The following is a 22,675-nucleotide window of genomic DNA, read 5'->3' as shown; positions in this document are numbered from 1 at the left end:
GGCCCCAAGCGAGCATAACGACGAAGGCGCACACCGCATGCAATTCCTGAAAACCCTCTTCTGGGCCTTGCTGGTCGGGGTGATCGTCGCCTTTGCGCTGAACAACATGACGATGGTCCCGCTGAAGCTGTGGGGGTCGCTCTATGCCGATGTGAACCTGCCGCTGCTGCTGCTCGTCACGTTCCTTGCCGGGTTCCTGCCGACCTTCGTCGCGCTGCACCTGACGCGGTGGCGGCTGCGGCAGCGGATCGTGGCGACCGACCGGACGCTGGCGGCGCTGCACCGGGCCGAGCCGGTGTCGGTCCCGGCCGATCCCGCGCCGATCCCGTCGCAGGTCGCACCGGGAGCCATCGCCGCCCCCGTTCCTTCGTCCATCGCACCGGGAGGCGCATTGTGAGCCGTTCGCCCATCTATGTCGCGATCGACACCCCCGACCTCGACCGCGCCAAGGCGCTGGCGCAGCAGGTGCGCGGCCATGTCGGCGGGCTTAAACTGGGCCTCGAATTCTTCATGGCCAATGGCCGTGCGGGGGTGCGGACCATGGCGGACCTCGGCCTGCCGATCTTCCTCGACCTGAAGTTCCACGACATTCCCAACACGGTCGCCAAGGCGATCCAGGCGCTGGGGCCGATGAACCCGGCGATCCTGACGGTCCATGCCGCCGGCGGGCGGGCGATGCTGGAGGATGCGAAGGCCGCCGCGCCGGTCGGGACGAAGGTCGTCGCGGTCACGATGCTGACCAGCCTCGACGCGCATGACCTGTCGTCGATCGGCCTTGCCCCCGACCCGCATGAGCAGGTCGTGCGGCTGACCGAATTGGCGAAGAGCGCCGGGATCGACGGCGTGGTGTGTTCGGGGGCCGAGGTGGCGGCGGCGAAGAAGGCGTGGCCGCAGGGGTTCTTCGTGGTGCCCGGCGTCCGCCCGGCGGACGGCCCGGTCGGCGACCAGAAGCGGGTCGTGACCCCGCGTGCCGCGCTGGATGCGGGGGCGTCGGTGCTGGTGATCGGGCGGCCGATTACGCAGGCGGCAGACCCAGATCAGGCGGCTCGGGCGATTGAGGGGACGTTGTAGGACCCGCCGGGCAAGGTCGAGCGACGCTCGACCGAGCCGCACGAGGCGCGTCCGGCCGGCGGCGCGAACAGCGCCGTCCGACGACGCGGGCTTTGCCCGCGGCGGGGCCTTTGGTGGGGCGTCACAGGCCTCGCCCGTTGGTGGTGAGTAAGGGCTGCGCTTATCGAACACCCGTATCGCAGCATACGCCAGATGGCCCTTCGATACGCCCCTTCGACAAGCTTAGCGGCTACTCAGGACGAACGGGTGGGGCTGAAATCGTCTTGCTCTGTCAGCCCGCTGCCCGCCGATCACAGAAGAAGAAGCGGGACCCCGGATCAAGTCCGGGGTGACGTGGGAGTTGGGGTTGATCGACCCTGCGTAAATCCGCCGTTTTCGCGCGCAAAGTTCACAAAGTTCACACTCGCCACGGTTTCGCACACACCTCGTGCCGCCGTCTTCACCGTGTCAAAGCGCCTGCCGCCCAAGCAGGCGCGACCATCGCGGCCACGCTGGCAGATCGTCCGTTTGTAGGAAAGCCGTTGCGCCCCTGAACCTATCCGCGTGGCTGGCGTTGCGGGCAGGGATATCTGCGGAGGAACCATGGACCGGCGAACCATCTTCGTGACCGGCGGCGAATCGGGCATCGGTGCGGCCTGTGCGGCCGCGTTCGGCGCCTTGGGCGACCGCGTGGCGATCGGCTATTATTCGGATGCGACCGCGGCCGGGGTTAGCGCCGATGCGGTGCGCGCGGCCGGGGGGGAGGCGATGACGGTGCAGGCCGACGTCGCTGACGAAGCATCGGTCGACGCTGCCTTTGCGGCGGTCGAACGGGCATGGGGTCCGGCGGGCGTGCTGGTCAATTCGGCCGGGCTGAACATGTCGGGCGTGACGGTGCGAGACATGACGCTCGACCAGTGGCGGCGATTGATCGACACCGACCTGACCGGTGCGTTCCTCACCTCGCGGCGGTTCCTGACCGGGCGGGGCACCGAGCCGGGCGATGCGGCGATCCTGCACATCTCGTCGATCCATGCCTATGCGGTGCGCGCAGGCGGTGCGGATTATTGCGCGGCCAAGGGCGGGCTGTCGAACCTGGTCGAGACGCTGGCGATCGAGGAAGCACCGCGCCGCATCCGGGTGAATGCGATCGAACCGGGCATGATCCTGACGCCGATGAATGCGAAGGCGAGTGCGGACGCAACCTATCGCGCCACGCTGGAGCGCAATATTCCGCTGGGCCGCGCGGGCCGGGCCGAGGAGGTCGCCGATCTGGCGGTGTTCCTGGCGTCGGACAAGGCGCGCTATATCACCGGCGCGCGGATCGTGATCGATGGCGGGCTATCGCTGATGCAGGCGCTGGGCGCGTGATCGCCACCCCCTCCTCCGTCGCCGATCCGCATCGCAAGGATGCCGTCGCCGACAGCCCGGTAGCGCTCGATTTCAACGTGAAGCGAATCGAGGACGTCACGATCGAGGGGCCGCCCGAGCTGATGGCGCGCGACTTGATGAGTCCGTTCGTCTGGCGCGAGGGCGACGGGCGCTATGCGATGATGGTGCGCGCGGTGGTGCCGCCGGGGCAGGAACTGATCGATACCGGCGTGATCTGGGCTGGGTGGAGCGACGACGGGCGGCATTTCCGGATGCTGGACCGGCCATCGATCGTGCCGGGGCCGGACGACCATGACGCGGGCGGCGTCGAGGACCCGACGGTGGTGCGCACCGATGCGGGCTATGTCGTCTATTATTCGGGCGTGCTGGCGGATCATTCGCATGGCGAACTGTCCTATGCGAGCGGGCCGTCACTCGATGCGCTGACCAAGAGCGGGGTCGCGCTGGCGTCGTCCAAGTCGGAGGGCAATACCAAGGAGGCGACGGTCGATCGCACCGCCGATGGCGGCTGGCGGTTATTCTACGAATATGCCGCCGACGAAGCGTCGCGCATCGGGCTGGCGGTCGGGCCGGACGTGGCCGGGCCGTGGGAGGAGCAGCCGACGCCGTTCACCCCGCGCGAGAACAGCTGGGACGACTGGCATCTGTCGACCGGGCCGCTGTTGACCGACGATCCGGCGCGGCCGGTGATGTTCTATAACGGCGCGACCCGTGATGCGCGCTGGCGGGTCGGGTGGGTGGCGTTCGATGCCGAATACTCTCGCGTCGTGGCGCGCGGTATCCAGCCGCTGGTGACGCCGCCGCCGGTCGATGACCGCAGCGCGACGGACATTGCGTTCGCGGCGTCGGTCGTGGTCGTGGAGGGGGCGATCTGGCTGTATTATTCGCTGGAGGACCGGCGGCTGGCGCGGGCGTTGATCCGGCGGAGTTGAGGCGCGCGCACCAGCTGTCCCTTTCGTCACCCCGGGCTTGACCCGGGGTCCCGCTTCTTCACTGCGGCTGGGAAAAAGAAGCGGGACCCCGGATCAAGTCCGGGGTGACGACTTGGGTGGGTGTGAGTGTCAGACAACCGATGGTTCTCTTTCCGCCCGCAACCCACTAAGCCCGCCGCCCATGACCCTCATCAAGATTTGCGGCCTGTCGACGCCCGAAACCCTGTCCGCCGCGCTGGGCGCGGGAGCGAGTCATGTCGGGTTGGTGTTCTTCGCCCCCTCCCCGCGCAATGTCGGGTTCGACGTTGCCAGCGGTCTGGCGCAGGGCGTGCCGGGGCGGGTGGCGAAGGTCGGGGTGTTCGTCGATCCCGACGATGCGCTGCTCGATGCGGCGATGGCGGCGGCGCGGCTGGACGTGGTGCAGTTGCACAAGACCGCGCCGGATCGCATCGCGGCGATCCGCGCGCGAACCGGTCGCGAGACGTGGGGCGCGGTGGCGGTCAAGACGCGGGCCGATCTCGACGGTGCGCGGGCGCTGGCCGGGGCCGCGGATCGGGTGCTGTACGATGCCAAGACGCCGCCGGGTGCGGCGCTGCCCGGCGGCATGGGGTTGCGCTTCGACTGGGGGCTGCTCGACGGCTTCCGCCATCCGCTCCCCTGGGCGCTGTCGGGCGGGCTGGATGCAGGGAACGTCGCCGAGGCGATCCGCGTGACCCGCGCGCCGCTGGTCGATGTATCGTCGGGCGTGGAAAGTGCGCCGGGCGCCAAGGACCCGGTGCGCATCCTGGCCTTTTGTGCAAGCGTGCGGGGTGCCTGATCGATAGACATGGGCGCGCGTGCGGCGTAACGAGCGTCGCCATGAACGCCCCCAACAGCTATCGCGCCCAGCCCGACGACCGCGGGCATTTCGGTGATTTCGGCGGCCGCTATGTCGCGGAAACGCTGATGCCGCTGATCCTCGACCTCGACCGCGAATACAAGGCGGCGAAGGCCGACCCGGCCTTTGCGGCGCAGTTCGACGACCTGATGACCCATTATGTCGGTCGGCCCAGCCCGCTCTATCACGCCGAACGGCTGAGCGAGACGCTGCGTGGCGGGGCCGAGCCGGGCATGGGGGCGCAGGTGTGGTTCAAGCGCGACGAGCTGAACCATACCGGCGCGCACAAGATCAACAATTGCATCGGCCAGATCCTGCTGGCGATCCGCATGGGCAAGACGCGGATCATCGCCGAGACGGGCGCGGGCCAGCATGGCGTGGCGACGGCGGCCGTCTGCGCACGTTTCGGCCTGCCCTGCGTCATCTACATGGGTGCGCGCGATATCGAGCGGCAGCAGCCCAATGTGTTCCGCATGAAGCTGCTGGGGGCCGAAGTGCGGCCGGTCACCTCGGGCGCGGCGACGCTGTCGGATGCGATGAACGAGGGCCTGCGCGACTGGGTCGCGAACGTCCACGACACCTTCTATATCATCGGTACCGCCGCCGGCCCGCATCCCTATCCGGAGCTGGTACGCGATTTTCAGAGCATCATCGGCCGCGAGGCGCGCGCGCAGATGATGGAGCGCACCGGCCGCCTGCCCGACCTGCTGGTCGCGGCGATCGGTGGCGGATCGAACGCGATCGGGCTGTTCCACCCGTTCCTCGACGATGCCGACGTGGCGATGCTGGGCGTCGAGGCGGCGGGCCACGGGCTGGACAAGGACCATGCCGCGTCGCTGGCGGGTGGGTTCCCCGGCATCCTGCACGGTAACAAGACGTACCTGCTGCAGGACGAGGACGGGCAGATTGCCGAGGGGCATTCGATTTCGGCCGGGCTCGACTATCCCGGCATCGGGCCGGAACATGCGTGGCTGCGCGATATCGGTCGCGTCGAATATGACAGCGCGACCGACAAGGAAGCGCTGGATGCGTTCCAGCTGCTGTGCCGGACCGAGGGCATCATCCCCGCGCTGGAGCCGGCGCATGCGATCGCCGCGGTGGCGCGGCGGGCCAAGACCATGCGCGACGATCAGATCATCCTGGCGAACCTGTGTGGGCGCGGGGACAAGGATATCTTCACCGTGGCCAGCGCGCTGGGGGTTGAGATATAAAAAGCCCTCTCCCCTTCAGGGGAGAGGGTTGGGAGAGGGGCAGTGCGCGACGCTTTGTTGATCGAGCGAGCGAAGGCGGCGCGCAAGGCGCCCACTCCGGCGGAACAGCGGTTGTGGTTCGCGCTTCGGGCCGAGCGGTTTGCCGGCGTCAAGTTCCGGCGGCAGAAGGTTATCGGGCCGTTTATCGCGGACTTTGCCTCGAACGCACCGAAGCTCGTGGTCGAGGTCGATGGCCATCTGCACGGCGATACGGCCGATTACGATGCCGAACGCACCGCCTATTTGACCGAGCAGGGCTATCAGGTAGTGCGGTTCATTAACGCTGACGTGATGCATAATTTGGAAGGCGTGTTGCGCTTGTTGGAAGATGTCGTGAACAACCCCCTCTCCCAACCCTCTCCCCTGAAGGGGAGAGGGCTTTGACTCGTCTCGCTGCCGCATTCAGCAAGGGCCGCCCTGCGCTCGTCTGTTTCGTCACCGCTGGCGATCCGACGCCCGACGCCACGCCGGCCATCCTCGACGCGCTGGTCGCGGGCGGGGCGGACGTGATCGAGCTTGGGATGCCGTTCACCGATCCGATGGCTGATGGCCCGGCGATCCAGTCGGCCAATATCCGCAGCCTCGACGCCGGCACACGCACCGCCGACGTGCTGCGCATCGCGACCGGTTTTCGGGAGCGGCACCCCGACGTACCGCTGGTGCTGATGGGCTATGCCAATCCGATGGTCCGGCGCGGGGCGGAGTGGTTCGCGCAAGGCTGCGTCGCGGCGGGCGTCGACGGCGTGATCTGCGTCGACATTCCGCCCGAGGAGGACGACAGCCTGGGCGTGCAGTTGCGCGCGCATGGCATTGCGCCGATCCGGCTGGCCACGCCGACCACCGACGCCGCGCGGCTGCCGGCGGTGCTGGAGGGAGCCGGCGGCTTCCTCTATTATGTCTCGGTCGCCGGGATCACCGGCAAGCAGCAGGCGGTGCAGGCGTCGATCGACGAGGCCGTCGCCCGGCTGAAGGCCGCGACCACCCTGCCGATCGCGGTTGGATTCGGCGTGCGCACGCCCGAACAGGCCGCCAATATCGCCCGCGTGGCGGACGGCGTGGTCGTCGGATCGGCGATCGTCGAGATCGTTGCCGAGCACGGCGCCAACGCCGCCGAACCTGTCCGTAGCTATATCGAAACCCTCGTCACTGCCGTCGCACAGGCGAGCAAGGAACCCGCATGAGCTGGCTCAACCGCGTCCGCAACGCCCTCCCCTTCGTCGCGCGCAAGGAAACGCCCGACCATCTCTGGCACAAGTGCAAGGGATGCGGGCAGATGATCTTCACCAAGGAATGGGAAGAAAATCTGCACGTCTGCCCGAAATGCGACCATCACGGGCGCATCGGGCCGAAGGAGCGGTTCCAGCAGCTGTTCGATGACGGCAGCGTCCAGATCCTGCCGAACCCGAAGGTCGCCGAAGACCCGCTGAAGTTCCGCGACAGCAAGCGCTATGTCGACCGGCTGAAGACCGCGCGCACCGACACGGGTGAGCAGGACGCGTATCAGAACGCCTATGGCATGATCGACGGGCACGGTTGCGTCATCGGCGTGCAGAATTTCGCGTTCATGGGCGGGTCGATGGGCCAGTTCGTGGGCGAGGCGTTCATCGCCGGGGTCGAGGCGGCGATCGCACGCGGCGTGCCGTACATCGTGTTCACCGCCAGCGGTGGTGCCCGGATGCAGGAGGGCATTTTGAGCCTGATGCAGATGCCGCGCACGACCGTCGCGATCGAGATGCTGCACGATGCCGGCCTGCCCTATCTGGTCGTGCTGACCGATCCGACCTCGGGCGGGGTGATGGCGGCCTATGCGATGCTGGGCGACGTGCAGATCGCAGAGCCGAAGGCGACGCTGGCGTTCACCGGGCGGCGCGTGATCGAGAGCACGATCCGCGAGAAGCTGCCCGATGATTTCCAGACGTCGGAATATTATCGCGACCACGGCCTGATCGACCGCGTGACGCATCGGCGCGACCTGCCGGGCGAACTGGCGCAGTTGATCGAGTTTCTGGGGCGCAAGGAAGCGGCTTGAGCGGTTAATTCCTCCCCGCTCGCGGGGAGGGGGACCAGCCGCAGGCTGGTGGAGGGGGATCGCCTCCAGACGCAACCGTCGTGGAGGCGGCCACCCCCCTCCACCATGCTGCGCATGGTCCCCCTCCCCGTGCCGGGGAGGATTTGGGTTGCCCGATTTTGCGATTTCCGCCGATCCTGCCGTGCAGGCGCAGCTCGACCGATTGGTGACGCTTTCCCCCGGAGCCGACATTCTCGGCCTCGAGCGGATCACGCAGCTGTTGGCGCGGCTGGGCGATCCGCATCTGCGGCTGCCGCCGGTGTTCCATGTCGCAGGCACCAACGGCAAGGGGTCGACCTGCGCCTATCTGCGTGCGGCGATCGAGGCGGCGGGCCACCGCGTCCATGTCTATGCCAGCCCGCATCTGGTGCGGTTCAACGAACGTATCCGGTTGGCCGGCACGCTGATCGACGATGCGGCGCTGGCTGCACTGCTGGCGGAGGTGCTGGACGTTGCCGAGGGGATCGGCGCCAGCTTTTTCGAGATCACCACCGCCGCCGCGTTCCTGGCGTTCGCGCGGACGCCGGCGGATGCGTGCGTGATCGAGGTGGGTCTGGGCGGGCGGCTGGACGCGACCAACGTCCTGCCCGCACCTGCCGTGTGCGGGATCGCGGCGCTGGGCATCGATCACGAGGCGTTTCTGGGATCGTCGCTGGTCGGGATCGCGGGGGAGAAGGCCGGGATCGCCAAGCCGGACGTGCCGATCGTCACCCTCGCCTACCCGCACGACCTTGCCGCGCGGGTGGCGGAGACGGTGGCGGCGGCGGGCGGGGTGTTGCTGGCAAGGGGTGCCGCGTGGGACGCCATCGACGGGCGCTATCGCGATGCGCGGGGCACCATCGACCTGCCCGAACCGGCGCTGGCCGGGCTGCACCAGCGCGAAAATCTGGCGTTGGCGGCGGCGATGCTGCGGCATCAGTCGGCGGTCGACGTACCCGATGCCGCGATCGTCGCGGGTGCACGGGCGGCGCGCTGGCCGGCGCGGATGCAGCGGCTGACGGCGCAGGGACCGCTGACCGGGCGGGTCGATCCGCGCCACGGCGTGTGGCTGGACGGCGCGCATAACGAATCGGCGGCGGTCGAGGTGGCGCGGGTGTGGCCGGCGATCAGCCGGGGCGAGCGATCGGCGCTGGTGCTGGGGATGCTCGCCAACAAGGACGCGGGCGCGGTGCTGGCGCATCTGGCCGAGGTGATCGACCATGTCGTCGCGGTGCCGGTGCCGGGCCACGCCCATCATGCGCCAGCCGATCTGGCGCGGCAGGCGAAGGCGCTGGGCTTGAGCGCCGATGTGGCGACCGATCCGGCGGCGGCGCTGGACCTGCTGGCCCGATCGGAGCCGGAGGCGGTGCTGATCGCCGGGTCGCTGTATCTTGCGGGGACGGTGCTGGCGGCCAATAACGAGGTGCCGGTTTAGGCGCCCGCCCGCGCCAGTTCACGCCGCCAGCGCACCCATTCGAGCAGCACGAACACCACCGCGACCAGCCCCAGCGCGGCGGTGAAGCGGAACACGGGCGCATAACCCATCTGCTCGACCGCCTCGCCCAGCCCGGCGCGGCCGAGCGAGCCGACCAGTAGCGTCAGCGAGGACAGCAGCGCATATTGGACCGCGCTATATTCCTTGCTGGCGATCGAGGAGAGGTAGGCGACGAACGCCGCGCCGGCCAGACCGCCCGCGATATTCTCGCCCGAGATCGCGACCATCAGCCGCACCATGCGCGGTTCGACGCCGAAGCCGTGCAGGCCGAGCGCGCCCGCCACCGCATCGATCACCGGCGCGCCAGCGGCAAGGTCGGCGTAGAGCAGGTTGCTGGCCGCCGCGACGATCGCACCGATCAGCAGGGTCGGCATCCGCCCCAGCAGCGCGAAAGACACGCCCCCCAGCGAGACGCCGATGATGGTCATGCCGACGCCGAAGATCTTGGACGCGAACGCCACCTCGTCGTTCGTGTACTTCAGTTCCTCCAGATAGAAGGGATAGGCGAACGGCCCCCAGATCGAATCGCACAACCGGTAGCTTAGGATCAGGCCCAGCACGATCACCACGCCGAAACCCAGCCGCCCGACCAGTTCGGCCATCGGCAGGATCAGCGCGCGATAGCCATGTTCGACGAAGCCGGTCGCGGGCGCGGCAGTGCCTTCGCCCCAGCCGAAATATTGCGCGTTGAGCGCACGGCGGTTGAGCCATGCGGCGACCAGCGCAGGGACGACCACGGTCGCGATCACGATCCACGGGCCCGTCAGCCGGGTGAAATCGCCGACGCTGGGCGGTGTCTCGCCCGCCGGGGTCCCCAGCACCCGCGCCATGAACGCGGCGATGGTCAGGATCGCCCAGCCCCAGCACAGCCCGACGATGATGAGGCCGGTACGCTTGTCCTTCGCACTGGGTCCGGCGACCGCCACGCGGTCGTCCTCGATCGCCGGGCGCGGGGTATCGGGGGCGAGCAAGGTGACCAGCAGCAGCAGCGCCATCAGCACGCCCATGACCGCATAGACCGTCTGCCACCCGATCCGGGCGGCGAGCACCAGTGCGAGCGCGCCGCCGATCAGCGTCGCGAGGCGGTATCCCAGCTGATAGATGGAGGACAGGATGCCGAGCGTCGCGCGTTCATCGGCGACGTCGATCCGCCACGCATCGATCACCACGTCCTGCGTGGCGGCAGCAAACGCACCGATCACCGCGACCAGCGCGAACCAGCCGATCGCAACCGCCGGGTCGCTGATCGCGAGCAGCAGGAAGGTGGCGGCCAGCGCCCCCTGACACAGCAGCAGCCACGACCGCCGTCGCCCGAAGCGTTCGAGCAGCGGCAGGCGCAGACGGTCGACGAGCGGCGACCACAGGAACTTGAACGCATAGACCAGCCCGATCCACGACAGCAGACCGATGGTGGCAAGGTTGATCTTCGCCTCGCCCAGCCACGCGTTCAGCGTGCCGAGCAGCAGCGTGAAGGGCAGCCCCGCCGCCAGGCCAAAGGCGAACATCGCCCCGGTCTTGCGGTTGTTCAGCCCCATACGGATCAGCGCCAGCCCCTTGGGCGCGGCTTCGGTCATGCAAGTCCTCCAGGAAGGGGCGCGACCGTAGAAGGGGTTGGCGATGGCGGCAAGGTGGGCGCGCGGCTACGCCGGACAGGCACTAGCGGCGCTGTTCGACCGTCACGCGGTGGTTACGCCACCGCGCGGAACAGGTTGAAACCGCTGGGCAGGCGGCGGGGCAGCTTGGCACCGGCGACCACCGCATCGATCGCGTCGATCGCGCTCAGCAGGTCCTTTTGCGGATAGGGTTTGGCGAGGCAGCCGGCTGCGAAATCCTGTGCCCCCTGCGGACAACTGCCGGTCACCAGCAGCACCGGCACGCCGTGTTCGTGTGCACAGCGCGCGACGTCCAGCCCGCTGCCGTCGGACAGGTTGATGTCGACCAGCACGAGGTCGAGCTTGTCCCCCGCCGCGATCGACGCGCAGGCGGCGGCGACGGTATCGACGGTCGCGCAGATCTCGAATCCCGACGCGCCCAGGAAATGTTCGGTGTCGAACGCGACCAGCGGCTCGTCCTCGACCACCAGGATCCGGTTGATGTGCCGCTTCTTGCGCCCGAACAACATAGCCCCACTCGCTTTCCACCGGGATGCAACCAGCTTATACGAAGCCTCAAACTCGCGAAGGCGACGAAGGAACCGCTTCGGCTGAAACTTTCGTCACATCGCCGCAAACGGATACGCACATCATCGTTACGCCCCCTGAATCCCCGACCGAATCCCCCCGCGAAGGCCAGCGCATCGCCAAGCTGATGGCGCGTGCCGGCGTGGCGTCGCGCCGCGATGTCGAACGCATGATCACCGCCGGGCGCGTCGCGCTGAACGGCGTGGTCATCGAAACGCCCGCGACGATCCTGCCCAACCTGAAGGGCGTTACGGTCGACGGCTCGGCCGTAGCGGCACCCGAACCCACCCGGCTGTTCCGGTTCCACAAGCCTGCCGGCACGCTGACCGCCGAGCGCGACGGCGCAGGGCGGCCGACGATCTATGACCGGTTGCCCGACGGCCTGCCGCGGCTGATCCCGGTCGGGCGGCTCGATCTCAACACCGAGGGGTTGTTGCTGATGACCACCGACGGCGAGTTCAAGCGCCGTCTGGAGCTGCCCGCGACCGGCGTCGAGCGAACCTATCGCGCGCGCGCCTATGGCGAGATCAGCCAGCAGCAGCTCGAGGACCTGATGCTCGGCATCGAGATCGAGGGCGTACGCTATGGCCCGATCAACGCGAACCTCGAACGGCGCACCGGGACCAACACCTGGATCGAGATGACGCTGACCGAGGGCAAGAACCGCGAGGTTCGCCGCGTGCTCGAACATCTGGGGCTGAAGGTGTCGCGCCTGATCCGCACGCGCTATGGCCCGTTCAACCTGCTCGACCTGGCCGAAGGCGAGGTCGACGAAATCCGCCAGCACGAGCTGGTCGCGTTCCGCAAGACGCTGGCCAACAAGCCGACCAGCAAGCCGGCACCCGAGGGGGCCGATCCCGCCGCGCTGAAAAGCTGGAAGCGCGCGACGCCGCTGCCGCGTCCCGAACCGGTGGCGACCGGCGCGCGCTTCGGCGACGAACGCCGCCCGCGCACCGAACGCGACGGGCAGCGTTCGGGGTTCAGCGGGCGTCGCCCCGACCGCGACGCGCAGGACGGCGGCGAGCGGCGCAGCTTTGGCGCGCGACCGCAGGGTGGCGAGCGCTCCGGCTTCGGCGCGCGACCGCAGGGTGGTGAGCGCTCGGGCTTCGGCGCGCGACCGCAGGGTGGCGAACGCTCCGGTTTCGGCGCACGCCCGCAGGGTGATGAACGCTCGGGCTTCGGTGCGCGGCCGCAGGGCGATGCGCGGCGCGCGGGTCCGCGCACCCATGCGACCGAACGGCCGGTCGAACCGCGTGAGGGCTTCGACCCGCTGGCGCAGGCGGGACAGACGCCGGCCGAGCGGCGGCAGCCGGGGCTGGGCGATCGACGTGCCTATGGCGATCGACCCACCGACAATCCCCGTGCCCGGCGCGCGGCGGCCCATGCCGAGCGGCCGGGCTATGACGGGGTGGCGCGGGTATCGCGCAAACCCCGCGAACAGGTGCCGGGCGACGACCGCCCGGCCCGGTCCAACAGCTTTCGGTCCAATCCCGTCCGGTCCAGTCCGGCGAGTACCGACGATGCACGCGCGCCGCGCGGGCCGGTCGACAAGCGGATGACGCAGGCGGAAGCGGCCGATGCCGATCGGGCAAGCTTCATCGACCGGCCCAAGCGCAAGCCGAGCGGCTGGGCCAAGGCCGGTCCCGCGCCGCGCGTCACCAAGGGCAAGCCGAAGGGCGGCCGCCCCGGCGGCGGCAAGCCGGGCGGGGGCAAGCGCTGATGCGGGTGATTTCGGGCCAATGGCGCGGCCGGCCGATCGTAGCGCCGAAAGGTGATGCGACCCGTCCCACCGCCGACCGCACGCGCGAGGCGCTGTTTTCGATGCTGGCCAGCCGGGTCGGCAGCTTCGACGAACTGGCGGTCGCCGACCTGTTCGCCGGATCGGGTGCGCTGGGGATCGAGGCGCTGTCGCGCGGGGCGTCCACCTGCCTGTTCGTCGAACAGGACAAGGCCGCACTCGACGCACTGCGCGCCAATCTGGCGAAGCTGGAGGTCGGCGGGGCTGATGTCCGCGCGACGTCGGTGCTGGCGCTCGGCCCCGCGCCGCGTCCGCTCGACATCGTGATGATGGACCCGCCCTATGGCAGCGGTGCCGGCGCGGTGGCGGCGGACAAGCTGGCGCGGCTGGGCTGGATCGGGCCCGCGACGTGGGTCAGCATCGAAACCGCCAAGAGCGAGGTGCTCGACCTGCCGCAATTCAGCGTCGATGCCGAGCGTAGCTATGGCAAGGCGCGCCTGACCCTGCTCCGCCTCCTCTGACCCGGCAAAAAATCCGCGCTGTTCATATTTTCCCCGAAAAATGGTGATAACGATCCCGAATCGGCAATTTGGCGGGATCGGGAATGGACAGCGCGGTATATGCCCTGATCGTCAACGCCTGCATCGCCGGGCTGTTCGCCACGGCGTTTGCGATCGTCCGGGTATCCTATCCCGAACAGCGTCACGTATCGTGGTTCATCCTCGCCTATCTCGTCGGCGGGCTGACCCCGCTCAGCGAACTGGGCGTGCGGCTGACCGATCATCTCACGGCGTTCCTGATCCTGAGCTATGGGTCGTTCCTGCTCAGCATCACGTTGTTGCAGGCGGGGATGGCCGGGCTGGCCGGGCGGAAGATCCCGGTCGGGCCGTTGCTCGCGCTGGTGGCGTTCGGCGCGGTCGATCGCGCGCTGATCTGGAACGGGCCGCGCAACGCGCTGTGGTACGAAATCGCCTATCAGGCACCGTTCCTGGTCGGAGCCGGGCTGTCGACCGTGATCGCGGTCGATGCGGTACGGCGCAAGCGGGGACCGTTGTGGCTGGCGCTGGGGATCGTGTCGGCGACGACCACGGCGCATTTCCTGGTCAAACCGTTTTTCGCCGCGACCTTCGGTTCCGGTTCGACGGCCAAGGCCTATGCCGGCAGCAGCTATGCGCTGTTTTCGCAGGCGACCGGCGGCGTGCTGATGGTTACGGCCGGATTGCTGGCGCTGTTGCTGGTCGTGCAGGCGGCGATGGGGCGGACGATATCCGAATCGGAAACCGATCCGTTGACCGCAGTCGCAAACCGGCGGGGGTTCGAGCGGCGGGCGGCCCCGCTGGTCGATGCCGCGCGCGAGACGGGCGAGCCGCTGGCCGTGATCCTGTTCGACATCGACCATTTCAAGCGGGTCAATGACGGCTATGGCCATGCGACCGGCGATGCGGTGCTGCAGGCATTTGCGCGCCTGTTGACCGGGCGGCTGCCGTCATCGGCGGTGGTCGCGCGGCTGGGGGGTGAGGAATTCGTCGCGATACTCGACCGCACGACCCTGCGCGGCGCATGGCTGGCGGCGCAGGCGGTGCGCGCGGGCATCCCGGCGATCGGCGGTCACCTGCCCCCGATCACGGTCAGCGCCGGGCTGGCGCTGCTGGAGCCGGGCGATACGCTGAACAGCCTGATCGATCGTGCCGATCGCTGGGTCTATGACGCCAAGCGCGCGGGCCGCAACCGCATCTGCCCGGTGCCGGACGCGGTCATCGACGCACAGGCGCTGCGTACCGCTTAGATTTAGCGGGTGCGCGGGACCAGCAACAGGCCGAGGATGCTGGCGATCCCCGCCGCGCCCAGCACCACGCCGACCGCGCCCAGCCCGTGCGACACCGACAGCGCCTGCGCGATGCTGGGGGTCAGCCCGCCGCCGATGACGCCGCCGACGTTGAAGCCCATCGACGCGCCGGTATAGCGCACCCGCGCCGGGAACAGCGCGGGCAGCCACGCGCCGAGCGGCCCATAGACGAAGCCCATCATCAACAGCGCGAACGACAGCCACGCGCCGATCACGAACAGCGATCCGCCGCCGACCATCGGCGCCAGCAGCACCCCCGCCAGCACGACGCCGACACAGCCGCCCGCCAGCACCCTTGCCGGGGTCGCGCGATCCGACAGCCATCCGGCCAGCGCAATGCCGGCGGCCATGAACAGGATCGCCACCAGCTGTGTCTGGAGAAACGCGCTGCGGCTATAGCCGAGCGTGGTGGTGCCGTAGCCGAGCACGAAGGTGGTCGCGATATAGTAGAGCGCAAAACAGGCGACGACGCCGAACGTCCCGGCCAATGTCGCGCGCAGATGGGCGCCGGCCAGTTCGGCGATCGGCACGGCGGCGGGCGCTTCCTGCGCCAATGCGCGGGCAAAGGCGGGCGTTTCGTGCAGCTTCACCCGCACCCACAGCCCCAGCGCGACCAGCGCCGCGCTGAACAGGAAGGGCAGGCGCCAGCCCCACGCGGCAAAATCCGCCTCCGACAGCGTGAGGCCGAGCAGCAGGAACAGCCCGTTGGCGGCAATGAACCCGACCGGCGCGCCCAGTTGCGGCACCATGCCGAACCGCCCGCGCCAGCCCGGCGGGGCATTTTCCACCGCCAGCAGCGCCGCGCCGCCCCATTCGCCGCCCAGCCCCAGCCCCTGCGCGAACCGCAGCGTGCACAGCAGCAGCGGCGCGACCCAGCCGACCTGGGCATAGGTCGGCAGGAACGCGATCAGCAGCGTCGATCCGCCCATCAGCATCAGCGACGCGACGAGCGTCGATTTGCGCCCCAGCCGGTCGCCGAAATGCCCGAACACCACCGCACCCAGCGGCCGGGCGATGAAGGCCAGGCCGATCGACAGATAGCTCGCCATCAGCTGTGCCGACGCGCTGTCGGATGGAAAGAACAGCGGCCCGAATACCAACGTCGCGGCGGTGGCATAGATATAGAAGTCGTAGAATTCGACCGAAGTGCCGATCAGGCTGGCGATCAGGATGCGGCGATGGACGCGCATGGGATGCGGTTGGGTCATGCGCCCGCGTAGCAAGTTGCCACCTTAAGGCAAGAAGCGTTCGCGCAAGCGCATTGGCACGTAATTATCGCATCTCGGCCGCGAATGTCGTCACCCCGGACTTCATCCGGAGTGACGTACCCTGGCGGGATGAACTTACTTCGCGCTGGCGACCTCCACCGGGGTCAGCTGCGCGATGCGCACCTGCGCGTCGCGGTGCATTTCCTCGCGGCAACGGCGTTCGTCGGTCACCCGGCGCAGGCCGGTCAGCTGCGACTGGCACCCGCGCTGCGCGGCGGCGTCGATGCGGGCGTCGAGCAGGCGGCGTCCTTCCGAAGAGGCGAGGTCGAGCCCGGCGACCGACACGCGTGCCGTCACCGGCTCACGCAGTTCGGCATGGGCGGCGGACGACAGGCAAGCGGCGGCGGTCGCCGCGAGGGCGAGGAAACGGATCGTCATGGGGTTGGCTCCTGCGAAAGCGTGCCCGTCGCGGCAGCGGTCGTCGGGCTTGACGCCGCCATCCACCGGCACCCGCCCGATAGCGCCGCCATGTTGCACCGCAACGAAGGGGCGATGGCAATATGATGACGGTTGAGAAACGATTTCCTTGCTTGTCGCTTTACCGTTCGTTCCCTACCTGTTCGACGATGGCCGCCCTGACTCCCCCTGCCCCGAACTCCGTCGACGCCCCGTATCTGCGCGGCCTGAACGAACCGCAGCGTGATGCGGTACTGACCACCGATGGGCCGGTACTGGTGCTGGCGGGTGCCGGGACCGGCAAGACGGCGGCCTTGACTGCGCGGCTGGCGCACCTGCTCTACACGCGAAAGGCCTATCCATCCGAAATCCTGTCGGTGACCTTCACCAACAAGGCGGCGAAGGAGATGCGCGAGCGGGTCGGGCGGCTGGTCGGCGATCTGGTCGAGGGGATGCCGTGGCTTGGCACGTTCCACGCGATCGGCGCCAAGATGCTCAGGCGACATGCCGAGCTGGTCGGGTTGCAGTCGAACTTCACCATCCTCGACACCGACGACCAGTTGCGGCTGCTCAAGCAGCTGATCGTTGCCGCCAATCTGGATGAAAAGCGCTGGCCGGCACGCAGCTTGGCTGGCCTGATCGACGGGTGGAAAAACAAGGGGATGACCCCGGCGGATGTCGATGCCGGGGAAAGCGAACGCTTCGCCAATGGCCGCGGCGGTGAATTGTACCAGCAATATCAGGACCGGTTGCAGGCGGTGAACGCCTGCGACTTCGGCGACCTGTTGCTGCACGTCCTGACGATCCTGCGTACCCACCGCGAGGTGCTGCAGCAATATCAGCAGCGTTTTCGCTATATCATGGTCGACGAATATCAGGATACGAACAGCGTCCAGTATCTGTGGCTGCGGTTGCTGGCGCAGGAGCGGCGCAACCTGTGCTGCGTCGGCGACGACGACCAGTCTATCTATTCGTGGCGCGGCGCGCAGGTCGAAAACATCCTGCGCTTCGAACGCGACTTTCCGGGCGCGAAGATCGTCAAGCTGGAACAGAATTACCGCTCGACGCCGCATATCCTGGGCGCGGCGTCGGGCGTCATCGCGCATAATGGCGGGCGGCTGGGCAAGACGTTGTGGACCGAAACCGACGTCGGCGAAAAAGTCCGCGTCATCGGCGTGTGGGACGGCCCGGAGGAAGCGCGCCGCGTCGGCGAGATGGTCGAACGCGGGCAGCGCGACGGCAAGAATCTCGACAATTTCGCCATTCTCGTGCGCGCGCAGCACCAGACACGCGAATTCGAAGAACGCTTTATCGGCATCGGCATGCCGTACCGGATCGTCGGCGGCTTCCGCTTCTACGAACGCGCCGAAATCCGCGATGCGCTGGCCTATCTGCGCGTCGTCAACCAGCCGGCCGACGACCTGGCGTTCGAACGGATCGTCAACGTGCCCAAGCGCGGGTTGGGCGACAAGGCGGTGCAGACCATCCACCGCTTCGCCCGCGCGACCGGCTCTTCGCTGATGACCGCCGCCGCGCGCATCCTCGACACCGACGAACTGACCGGCGCGGCGCGCAAGTCGCTCGGGCGGCTGGTCGGCGATTTCGCGCGCTGGCGCGACATGGCGCAGGGCCTGCCGCATGCCGAACTGGCGCGGCAGTTGCTGGACGAAAGCGGCTATACCGCGATGTATCAGGCGGAAAAGACCGCCGAGGCCGCCGGGCGGCTGGAAAACCTGACCGAACTCGTCCGCGCGATGGAGGAATATGAGTCGCTCGGCGCGTTCCTCGAGCACGTCAGCCTGGTAATGGATAACGAGGCGTCGGCCGAGGAGCCGAAGGTCACGATCATGACCATCCACGCCGCCAAGGGGCTGGAGTTCGACACGGTGTTCTGCGTCGGATGGGAAGAAGGGCTGTTCCCGTCGCAACGCTCGCTGGACGAGGGCGGCACCGCGTCGCTGGAGGAGGAACGCCGCCTCGCCTATGTCGCGATCACCCGCGCGCGGCGGCTGGCAGTGATCTTTCACGCGGCCAATCGCCGTATCTATGGCCAGTGGAATTCGTCACTGCCGTCGCGCTTCGTCGGCGAACTGCCACCCGAGCATATCGAGACCGAGACCACCATGTCGGGCGGCGAGAGCCTGTGGCGCGCGAACTGGAGCGAGCGGGCCGATCCGTTCGCCGATGTCGCGCGCGGCACCGGGCGTGGGCCGGGCTGGCAACGCGCGGCATCGCAGGGGTCGGGCTTCACCCCCACCCCATCGCGGGTGGTCGAGGCGCGGGCGAGTGCGATCAGCCTCGGCAATAAAGGCCGCGGCGACCTGTCCACCGGACAGCGCGTATTCCACCAGAAATTCGGTTACGGCACGATCGAGACAATCGAAGGCAACAAGCTGGAAGTGTTGTTCGAGACCGCCGGACAGAAACGGGTCATCGACAGTTTCGTCACGCCCGGGTAACGGCCGGTCGTTTCTGAACCGATGCTTGATGTGGATCAGCGACGGATCGAAAACAACGGCATATGCATGGTCCGCCAAGTACGAAGTACGAGGAGGGCACCATGCCGATTGACAACATTACCTATTATCGCCGCCGTCTGGCCGAATCGCGCCACCGCGCGGATGAGGCGAGCCTGCCCGAAGTGCGTCGGGTCCATGCCCAGATGGCGGAACGCTATTCGGCAATCCTGCGCGATGCCGAACGCGGCGTCGTCCGCCCGCTGCTGGGCATCGTTCCACGCTGACCGTACGGTAACGCCCGTATCGCACAGGCAACCGCACCACGGCTCACTCGTTCACGGATCAGCAATTCCAGACGAGGACCGCGCCATGCCCTATGTAAAGACCCGTGACGGCACCAACCTGTTTGTGAAGGATTGGGGCCAAGGCCGCCCGGTGGTGCTGATCCATGGCTGGCCGCTGTCGGCCGACAGCTGGGACCCGCAGGCAATGGCGCTGGCCGATGCCGGGTACCGGGTCATCGCCTATGACCGGCGCGGGTTCGGCCGGTCGGACCAGCCCTGGTCTGGCTATGACTATGACACCCTTTCGGACGATCTGGCCGATGTGCTGAAGGAAACCGGCGTCACCGACGATATCGCGCTGGTCGGTTTCTCGATGGGCGGCGGCGAGGTCGCGCGGTACATGTCGCGGCATGGTGGCAAGGGGGTGACCCGCGCGGGCTTCATCGGTTCGGTCGTGCCGTACATGCTTCAGACCGACGACAATCCCGATGGCGTGGCCGCCGACCAGCTTCAAGAGATTGCCGACAATATCAAGGCGGATCGGCCGAAGTTCTTCCGCAGTTTCTTCGACCAATTCTATGGCGTCGGCTTCATCACCAGCCCGGTGAGCGAGGAAGTTCTCGACCTGTCGTGGAATACGGCGATGCTGGCCGGACTGAAGCCCACGTTGGCCTGCGCGGAATCGTTCGGGACGACCGATTTCCGGCCCGACCTGCCCTCGATCACCGTGCCGACGCTCATCATCCACGGGACGTCGGACCAGACGGTGCCGATCGACGCCACCGGCCGTGCACTGGCCAAGGCGCTGCCGAATGCCACGCTGGTCGAATATGACGGCGCGCCGCACGGGCTGTTCGCGACGGAAAGCGACCGGTTGACCGAGGATTTGCTGACGTTTCTTTCGCGGTAAAAACATCCGTCATCCCGGCGGAAGCCGGGATCCATGGATACGGGCCGTCGCGATAGAAGCGATGCCGATCGTATCCATGGATTCCGGCCTTCGCCGGAATGACGATGGCTGTTGGACAAGCCACCGCCGAACACCCCCCAAGCCGATCTGCATTGCCCCGGCCCCTCCCCGGACCTAAACCCCAGCCCATGGCCGTCACCCCCCACCCATTATCGATCGCGCCGTTCCGCGCCTATTTCCTCGCGCGCCTGTCGAACACGCTGGCGCAGATCGCGATGGTCGTGGTCATCGGGTGGCAGGTGTATGACATTGCGCGCGAGACGATGACCATCAAGCAATCGGCGTTTCAGCTGGGGCTGATCGGCGTTGCGCAGTTCCTGCCGTTGCTGGTGTTGTCGCTGGTCGCGGGCTGGGTCGCCGACCGGGTGGACCGGCGCTGGATCGCGCGCGGATCGGTCGCGCTGGAGGGCGGGTGCGCGCTGCTGCTCGCGTGGCTGACCTATAGCGGCCAGATCACCCTGCCCTGGCTGTTCTTCGTCGCCGCGATGCTGGGCGTCGCGCGCGCCTTTGCCGGGCCGGCGTTGCAGGCGCTCGCCCCCAACCTCGTGCCGCCGGCCGTACTGCCGACCGCGATCGCGATGAGTTCGATCGCGTGGCAGGGCGGATCGGTGCTGGGGCCGGCAATGGGCGGCTATCTCTATGCGTTCGGCCATTACCTGCCCTATGCGGTGTCGGCGGGGCTGTTCCTGTTCGGCCTCGTCATGCTGCTCCTGATCCCGCCGATCCCGCGCGCGGCGATCACCGGCAACATGAACCCGTGGCGGCAGATGCTCGACGGCCTGTCCTATGTCCGGCGCAACCGGCTGGTATTCGGGGCGATCTCGCTCGACCTGTTCGCGGTGCTGCTGGGCGGGGCGACGGCGATGCTGCCCATCTATGCCCGTGACATTCTGCAGATCGGCGCGGACGGCCTGGGCCATCTGCGCGCGGCCCCGGCGCTGGGCGCGGTGACGGTCGCCGCCGTGTTCGCGTTCAAGCCGCTGTCGAAGGATGTCGGCGCGAAGATGCTGCTGTCGGTGATGGGCTTCGGCGCGGCGACCGCGCTGTTCGGGCTGTCGGCACCGCTGTTGATCCCGGTGTTCGGGCCATCGGCGATCGGCAGCGACTTCGCGCCGGCCGCGATCCTGGCGCTCATCTCGCTGTTCGTCGTCGGCGCGACCGACATGGTGTCGGTCTATGTCCGGCAATCGCTGATCCAGCTGCACACCCCCGATGCGATGCGCGGGCGGGTCGGCGCGGTGTCGACGCTGTTCGTGTCGGGATCGAACGAGCTGGGCGAAGCGCGCTCCGGTTTCCTCGCCGCGCTGGTCGGCCCGGTCGTCGCCGTCGCCGGTGGCGGGGTGCTGGCGATCGGCGTCACGATGCTGTGGTCGCGCCTGTTCCCCGAATTGCGCGCCGCGCGCAGCTTCACGCCCCCTGAAGACCTAGAAGTCACCCCGAAGGAGACCCAGCCATGAAGGCCGATACCATCCTGCAAACGATCGGCAACACGCCGCACGTCCGCGTCCGCCGGCTGTTCGGCGATGCCGAGGTGTGGATCAAGTCCGAGCGGTCGAACCCCGGCGGGTCGATCAAGGACCGCATCGCGCTGGCCATGATCGAGGCAGCCGAGGCGTCGGGCGACCTGAAGCCCGGCGGCACGATCATCGAACCGACCAGCGGCAATACCGGCGTCGGGCTGGCGATGGTCGCGGCGGTCAAGGGATACCGGCTGATCCTGGTCATGCCCGAGAGCATGAGCATCGAGCGGCGTCGCCTGATGCTGGCCTATGGCGCGACGTTCGACCTGACGCCGCGTGAAAAGGGGATGAAGGGCGCGATCGAGCGGGCGCAGGAACTGGCGGCCAAGGTGCCCGATGCGTGGATTCCGCAGCAGTTCGAAAATCCGGCGAATGTCGACGTCCATGTGCGGACGACCGCGCAGGAAATCCTGCGCGACTTCGCCGACACGCCCGTAGACGTCATCATCACCGGCGTTGGCACCGGCGGCCACATCACCGGCGTCGCCGAGGCGCTGAAGAAGGAATGGCCGGAGTTGAAGGTGTTCGCGGTCGAACCCGAACTGTCGCCGGTCATTTCGGGCGGACAGCCGGGGCCCCACCCGATCCAGGGCATCGGTGCCGGCTTCGTTCCCGCCAACCTGCACACCGGCGCGATCGATGGCGTAATCAAGGTCGATGCAGGCGTCGCCAAGGACATGGCACGGCGGTCGGCGCGTGAGGAAGGGATGCTGGTCGGCATCTCGTCGGGCGCAACGCTTGCGGCGATCCTGCAGAAGCTGCCCGACCTGCCCGAAGGGGTGCGCGTGCTGGGCTTCAATTACGACACGGGCGAGCGCTATCTGTCGGTGCCGGACTTCCTGCCCGAGCAGTAAGCGGCTAGGCGCGCTTCCATTTCCAAACTCCGTTCGCTTCGAGCGGAGGATCGAGCGTGTCGAGATCCGCAGTCGAGAAGGCGCCTTCCGCGCCCCGTTCTCGACGGACGTTTCTCG

Annotated in this window: 22 protein-coding genes; 18 read left to right on the top strand and 4 right to left on the bottom strand. The window is 68.0% G+C overall.

Annotated elements, in window-relative coordinates; all coding sequences use genetic code 11:
* The first annotated feature begins 37 nt into the window (after positions 1-37).
* The 10 genes from ASE67_RS15635 to ASE67_RS15590 all read left to right on the top strand — a co-directional run bounded on the left by ASE67_RS15635 (position 38) and on the right by ASE67_RS15590 (position 8,983).
* Entirely contained in the window at positions 38-397 is a 360-nt protein-coding gene (locus tag ASE67_RS15635; RefSeq protein WP_055763484.1) for a lipopolysaccharide assembly protein LapA domain-containing protein, read from the top strand.
* Positions 394-1,071 carry an orotidine-5'-phosphate decarboxylase gene (pyrF, locus tag ASE67_RS15630; RefSeq protein ID WP_055763482.1) on the top strand — a complete coding sequence of 226 codons (678 nt, stop codon included), beginning with the start codon at positions 394-396 and terminating at the stop codon, positions 1,069-1,071. Before ASE67_RS15635 ends, pyrF begins: the two co-directional genes overlap by 4 nt.
* A gap of 582 nt (positions 1,072-1,653) precedes the next feature.
* Positions 1,654-2,421, top strand: a complete 768-nt coding sequence (locus ASE67_RS15625) for an SDR family NAD(P)-dependent oxidoreductase (RefSeq protein ID WP_055763480.1) — start codon at positions 1,654-1,656, stop codon at positions 2,419-2,421.
* Positions 2,418-3,374: a glycosidase gene (locus ASE67_RS15620; protein WP_235511939.1), complete on the top strand. Its 957-nt coding sequence runs from the start codon at positions 2,418-2,420 to the stop codon at positions 3,372-3,374. The genes ASE67_RS15625 and ASE67_RS15620 overlap by 4 nt, the downstream gene beginning before the upstream one ends.
* 181 nt (positions 3,375-3,555) lie before the next feature.
* Positions 3,556-4,191, top strand: coding sequence for a phosphoribosylanthranilate isomerase (locus tag ASE67_RS15615; protein WP_055763478.1), 636 nt, complete (start codon positions 3,556-3,558; stop codon positions 4,189-4,191).
* A gap of 41 nt (positions 4,192-4,232) precedes the next feature.
* Positions 4,233-5,462, top strand: a complete 1,230-nt coding sequence (gene trpB / locus ASE67_RS15610) for a tryptophan synthase subunit beta (protein WP_055763475.1) — start codon at positions 4,233-4,235, stop codon at positions 5,460-5,462.
* A gap of 42 nt (positions 5,463-5,504) precedes the next feature.
* A complete protein-coding gene (locus ASE67_RS15605; protein ID WP_235511938.1) occupies positions 5,505-5,885 on the top strand; it encodes an endonuclease domain-containing protein in 381 nt (126 codons plus the stop codon).
* Positions 5,882-6,682, top strand: a complete 801-nt coding sequence (gene trpA, locus ASE67_RS15600) for a tryptophan synthase subunit alpha (RefSeq protein ID WP_055763474.1) — start codon at positions 5,882-5,884, stop codon at positions 6,680-6,682. Before ASE67_RS15605 ends, trpA begins: the two co-directional genes overlap by 4 nt.
* Positions 6,679-7,530, top strand: coding sequence for an acetyl-CoA carboxylase, carboxyltransferase subunit beta (gene accD, locus ASE67_RS15595; protein WP_055763472.1), 852 nt, complete (start codon positions 6,679-6,681; stop codon positions 7,528-7,530). Before trpA ends, accD begins: the two co-directional genes overlap by 4 nt.
* Before the next feature lie 148 nt (positions 7,531-7,678).
* Complete coding sequence (locus ASE67_RS15590) at positions 7,679-8,983, top strand: bifunctional folylpolyglutamate synthase/dihydrofolate synthase (protein WP_055763470.1); 1,305 nt, start codon at positions 7,679-7,681, stop codon at positions 8,981-8,983.
* On the opposite strand, the gene ASE67_RS15585 is transcribed toward ASE67_RS15590, so the two are convergent.
* A complete protein-coding gene (locus ASE67_RS15585; protein ID WP_055763467.1) occupies positions 8,980-10,617 on the bottom strand; it encodes an AmpG family muropeptide MFS transporter in 1,638 nt (545 codons plus the stop codon). The genes ASE67_RS15590 and ASE67_RS15585 overlap by 4 nt on opposite strands.
* Positions 10,618-10,730: 113 nt before the next feature.
* On the bottom strand, positions 10,731-11,165 hold the full coding sequence (locus ASE67_RS15580) for a response regulator (protein ID WP_055763465.1): 435 nt from the start codon (positions 11,163-11,165) through the stop codon (positions 10,731-10,733).
* 185 nt (positions 11,166-11,350) lie between these two features.
* Between ASE67_RS15580 and ASE67_RS18280 the strand changes: the two genes are divergently transcribed.
* The 3 genes from ASE67_RS18280 (at position 11,351) to ASE67_RS15565 (ending at position 14,747) form a co-directional block, all read left to right on the top strand.
* Complete coding sequence (locus tag ASE67_RS18280; protein ID WP_235511937.1) at positions 11,351-12,943, top strand: pseudouridine synthase; 1,593 nt, start codon at positions 11,351-11,353, stop codon at positions 12,941-12,943.
* Positions 12,943-13,482 (top strand): 16S rRNA (guanine(966)-N(2))-methyltransferase RsmD, encoded by a 540-nt coding sequence (gene rsmD, locus ASE67_RS15570; protein WP_055763463.1) that lies wholly within the window; start codon positions 12,943-12,945, stop codon positions 13,480-13,482. The genes ASE67_RS18280 and rsmD overlap by 1 nt, the downstream gene beginning before the upstream one ends.
* Before the next feature lie 83 nt (positions 13,483-13,565).
* Positions 13,566-14,747: a GGDEF domain-containing protein gene (locus ASE67_RS15565; protein WP_055763461.1), complete on the top strand. Its 1,182-nt coding sequence runs from the start codon at positions 13,566-13,568 to the stop codon at positions 14,745-14,747.
* Positions 14,748-14,749: 2 nt separating this feature from the next.
* On the opposite strand, the gene ASE67_RS15560 is transcribed toward ASE67_RS15565, so the two are convergent.
* Both ASE67_RS15560 and ASE67_RS15555 read right to left on the bottom strand, forming a co-directional pair.
* Positions 14,750-15,997, bottom strand: a complete 1,248-nt coding sequence (locus ASE67_RS15560; protein WP_082457184.1) for an MFS transporter — start codon at positions 15,995-15,997, stop codon at positions 14,750-14,752.
* A 153-nt stretch (positions 15,998-16,150) separates the two neighbouring features.
* On the bottom strand, positions 16,151-16,453 hold the full coding sequence (locus tag ASE67_RS15555; protein ID WP_156347649.1) for a UrcA family protein: 303 nt from the start codon (positions 16,451-16,453) through the stop codon (positions 16,151-16,153).
* A 188-nt stretch (positions 16,454-16,641) separates the two neighbouring features.
* Here ASE67_RS15555 and ASE67_RS15550 point away from each other — a divergent pair, with 188 nt between their 5' ends.
* The 5 genes from ASE67_RS15550 to cysK all read left to right on the top strand — a co-directional run bounded on the left by ASE67_RS15550 (position 16,642) and on the right by cysK (position 22,558).
* Positions 16,642-18,930: an ATP-dependent helicase gene (locus ASE67_RS15550; protein WP_055763455.1), complete on the top strand. Its 2,289-nt coding sequence runs from the start codon at positions 16,642-16,644 to the stop codon at positions 18,928-18,930.
* Between the two features lie 101 nt (positions 18,931-19,031).
* Positions 19,032-19,214 carry a hypothetical protein gene (locus tag ASE67_RS15545; protein WP_055763453.1) on the top strand — a complete coding sequence of 61 codons (183 nt, stop codon included), beginning with the start codon at positions 19,032-19,034 and terminating at the stop codon, positions 19,212-19,214.
* Positions 19,215-19,299: 85 nt separating this feature from the next.
* Positions 19,300-20,124 (top strand): alpha/beta fold hydrolase, encoded by an 825-nt coding sequence (locus ASE67_RS15540; RefSeq protein WP_055763451.1) that lies wholly within the window; start codon positions 19,300-19,302, stop codon positions 20,122-20,124.
* A 188-nt stretch (positions 20,125-20,312) separates the two neighbouring features.
* Positions 20,313-21,641 (top strand): MFS transporter, encoded by a 1,329-nt coding sequence (locus tag ASE67_RS15535; protein WP_055763450.1) that lies wholly within the window; start codon positions 20,313-20,315, stop codon positions 21,639-21,641.
* Positions 21,638-22,558, top strand: coding sequence for a cysteine synthase A (gene cysK, locus ASE67_RS15530; protein ID WP_055763448.1), 921 nt, complete (start codon positions 21,638-21,640; stop codon positions 22,556-22,558). The genes ASE67_RS15535 and cysK overlap by 4 nt, the downstream gene beginning before the upstream one ends.
* The last annotated feature ends 117 nt before the right edge of the window (positions 22,559-22,675 follow it).

Origin of the sequence: Sphingomonas sp. Leaf23 (assembly GCF_001421585.1) — a bacterium.
Classification (GTDB): Bacteria; Pseudomonadota; Alphaproteobacteria; order Sphingomonadales; family Sphingomonadaceae; genus Sphingomonas.
The sequence above is the reverse complement of the archived record's forward strand: the minus strand, read 5'-3'. Positions and strand labels throughout refer to the sequence as shown.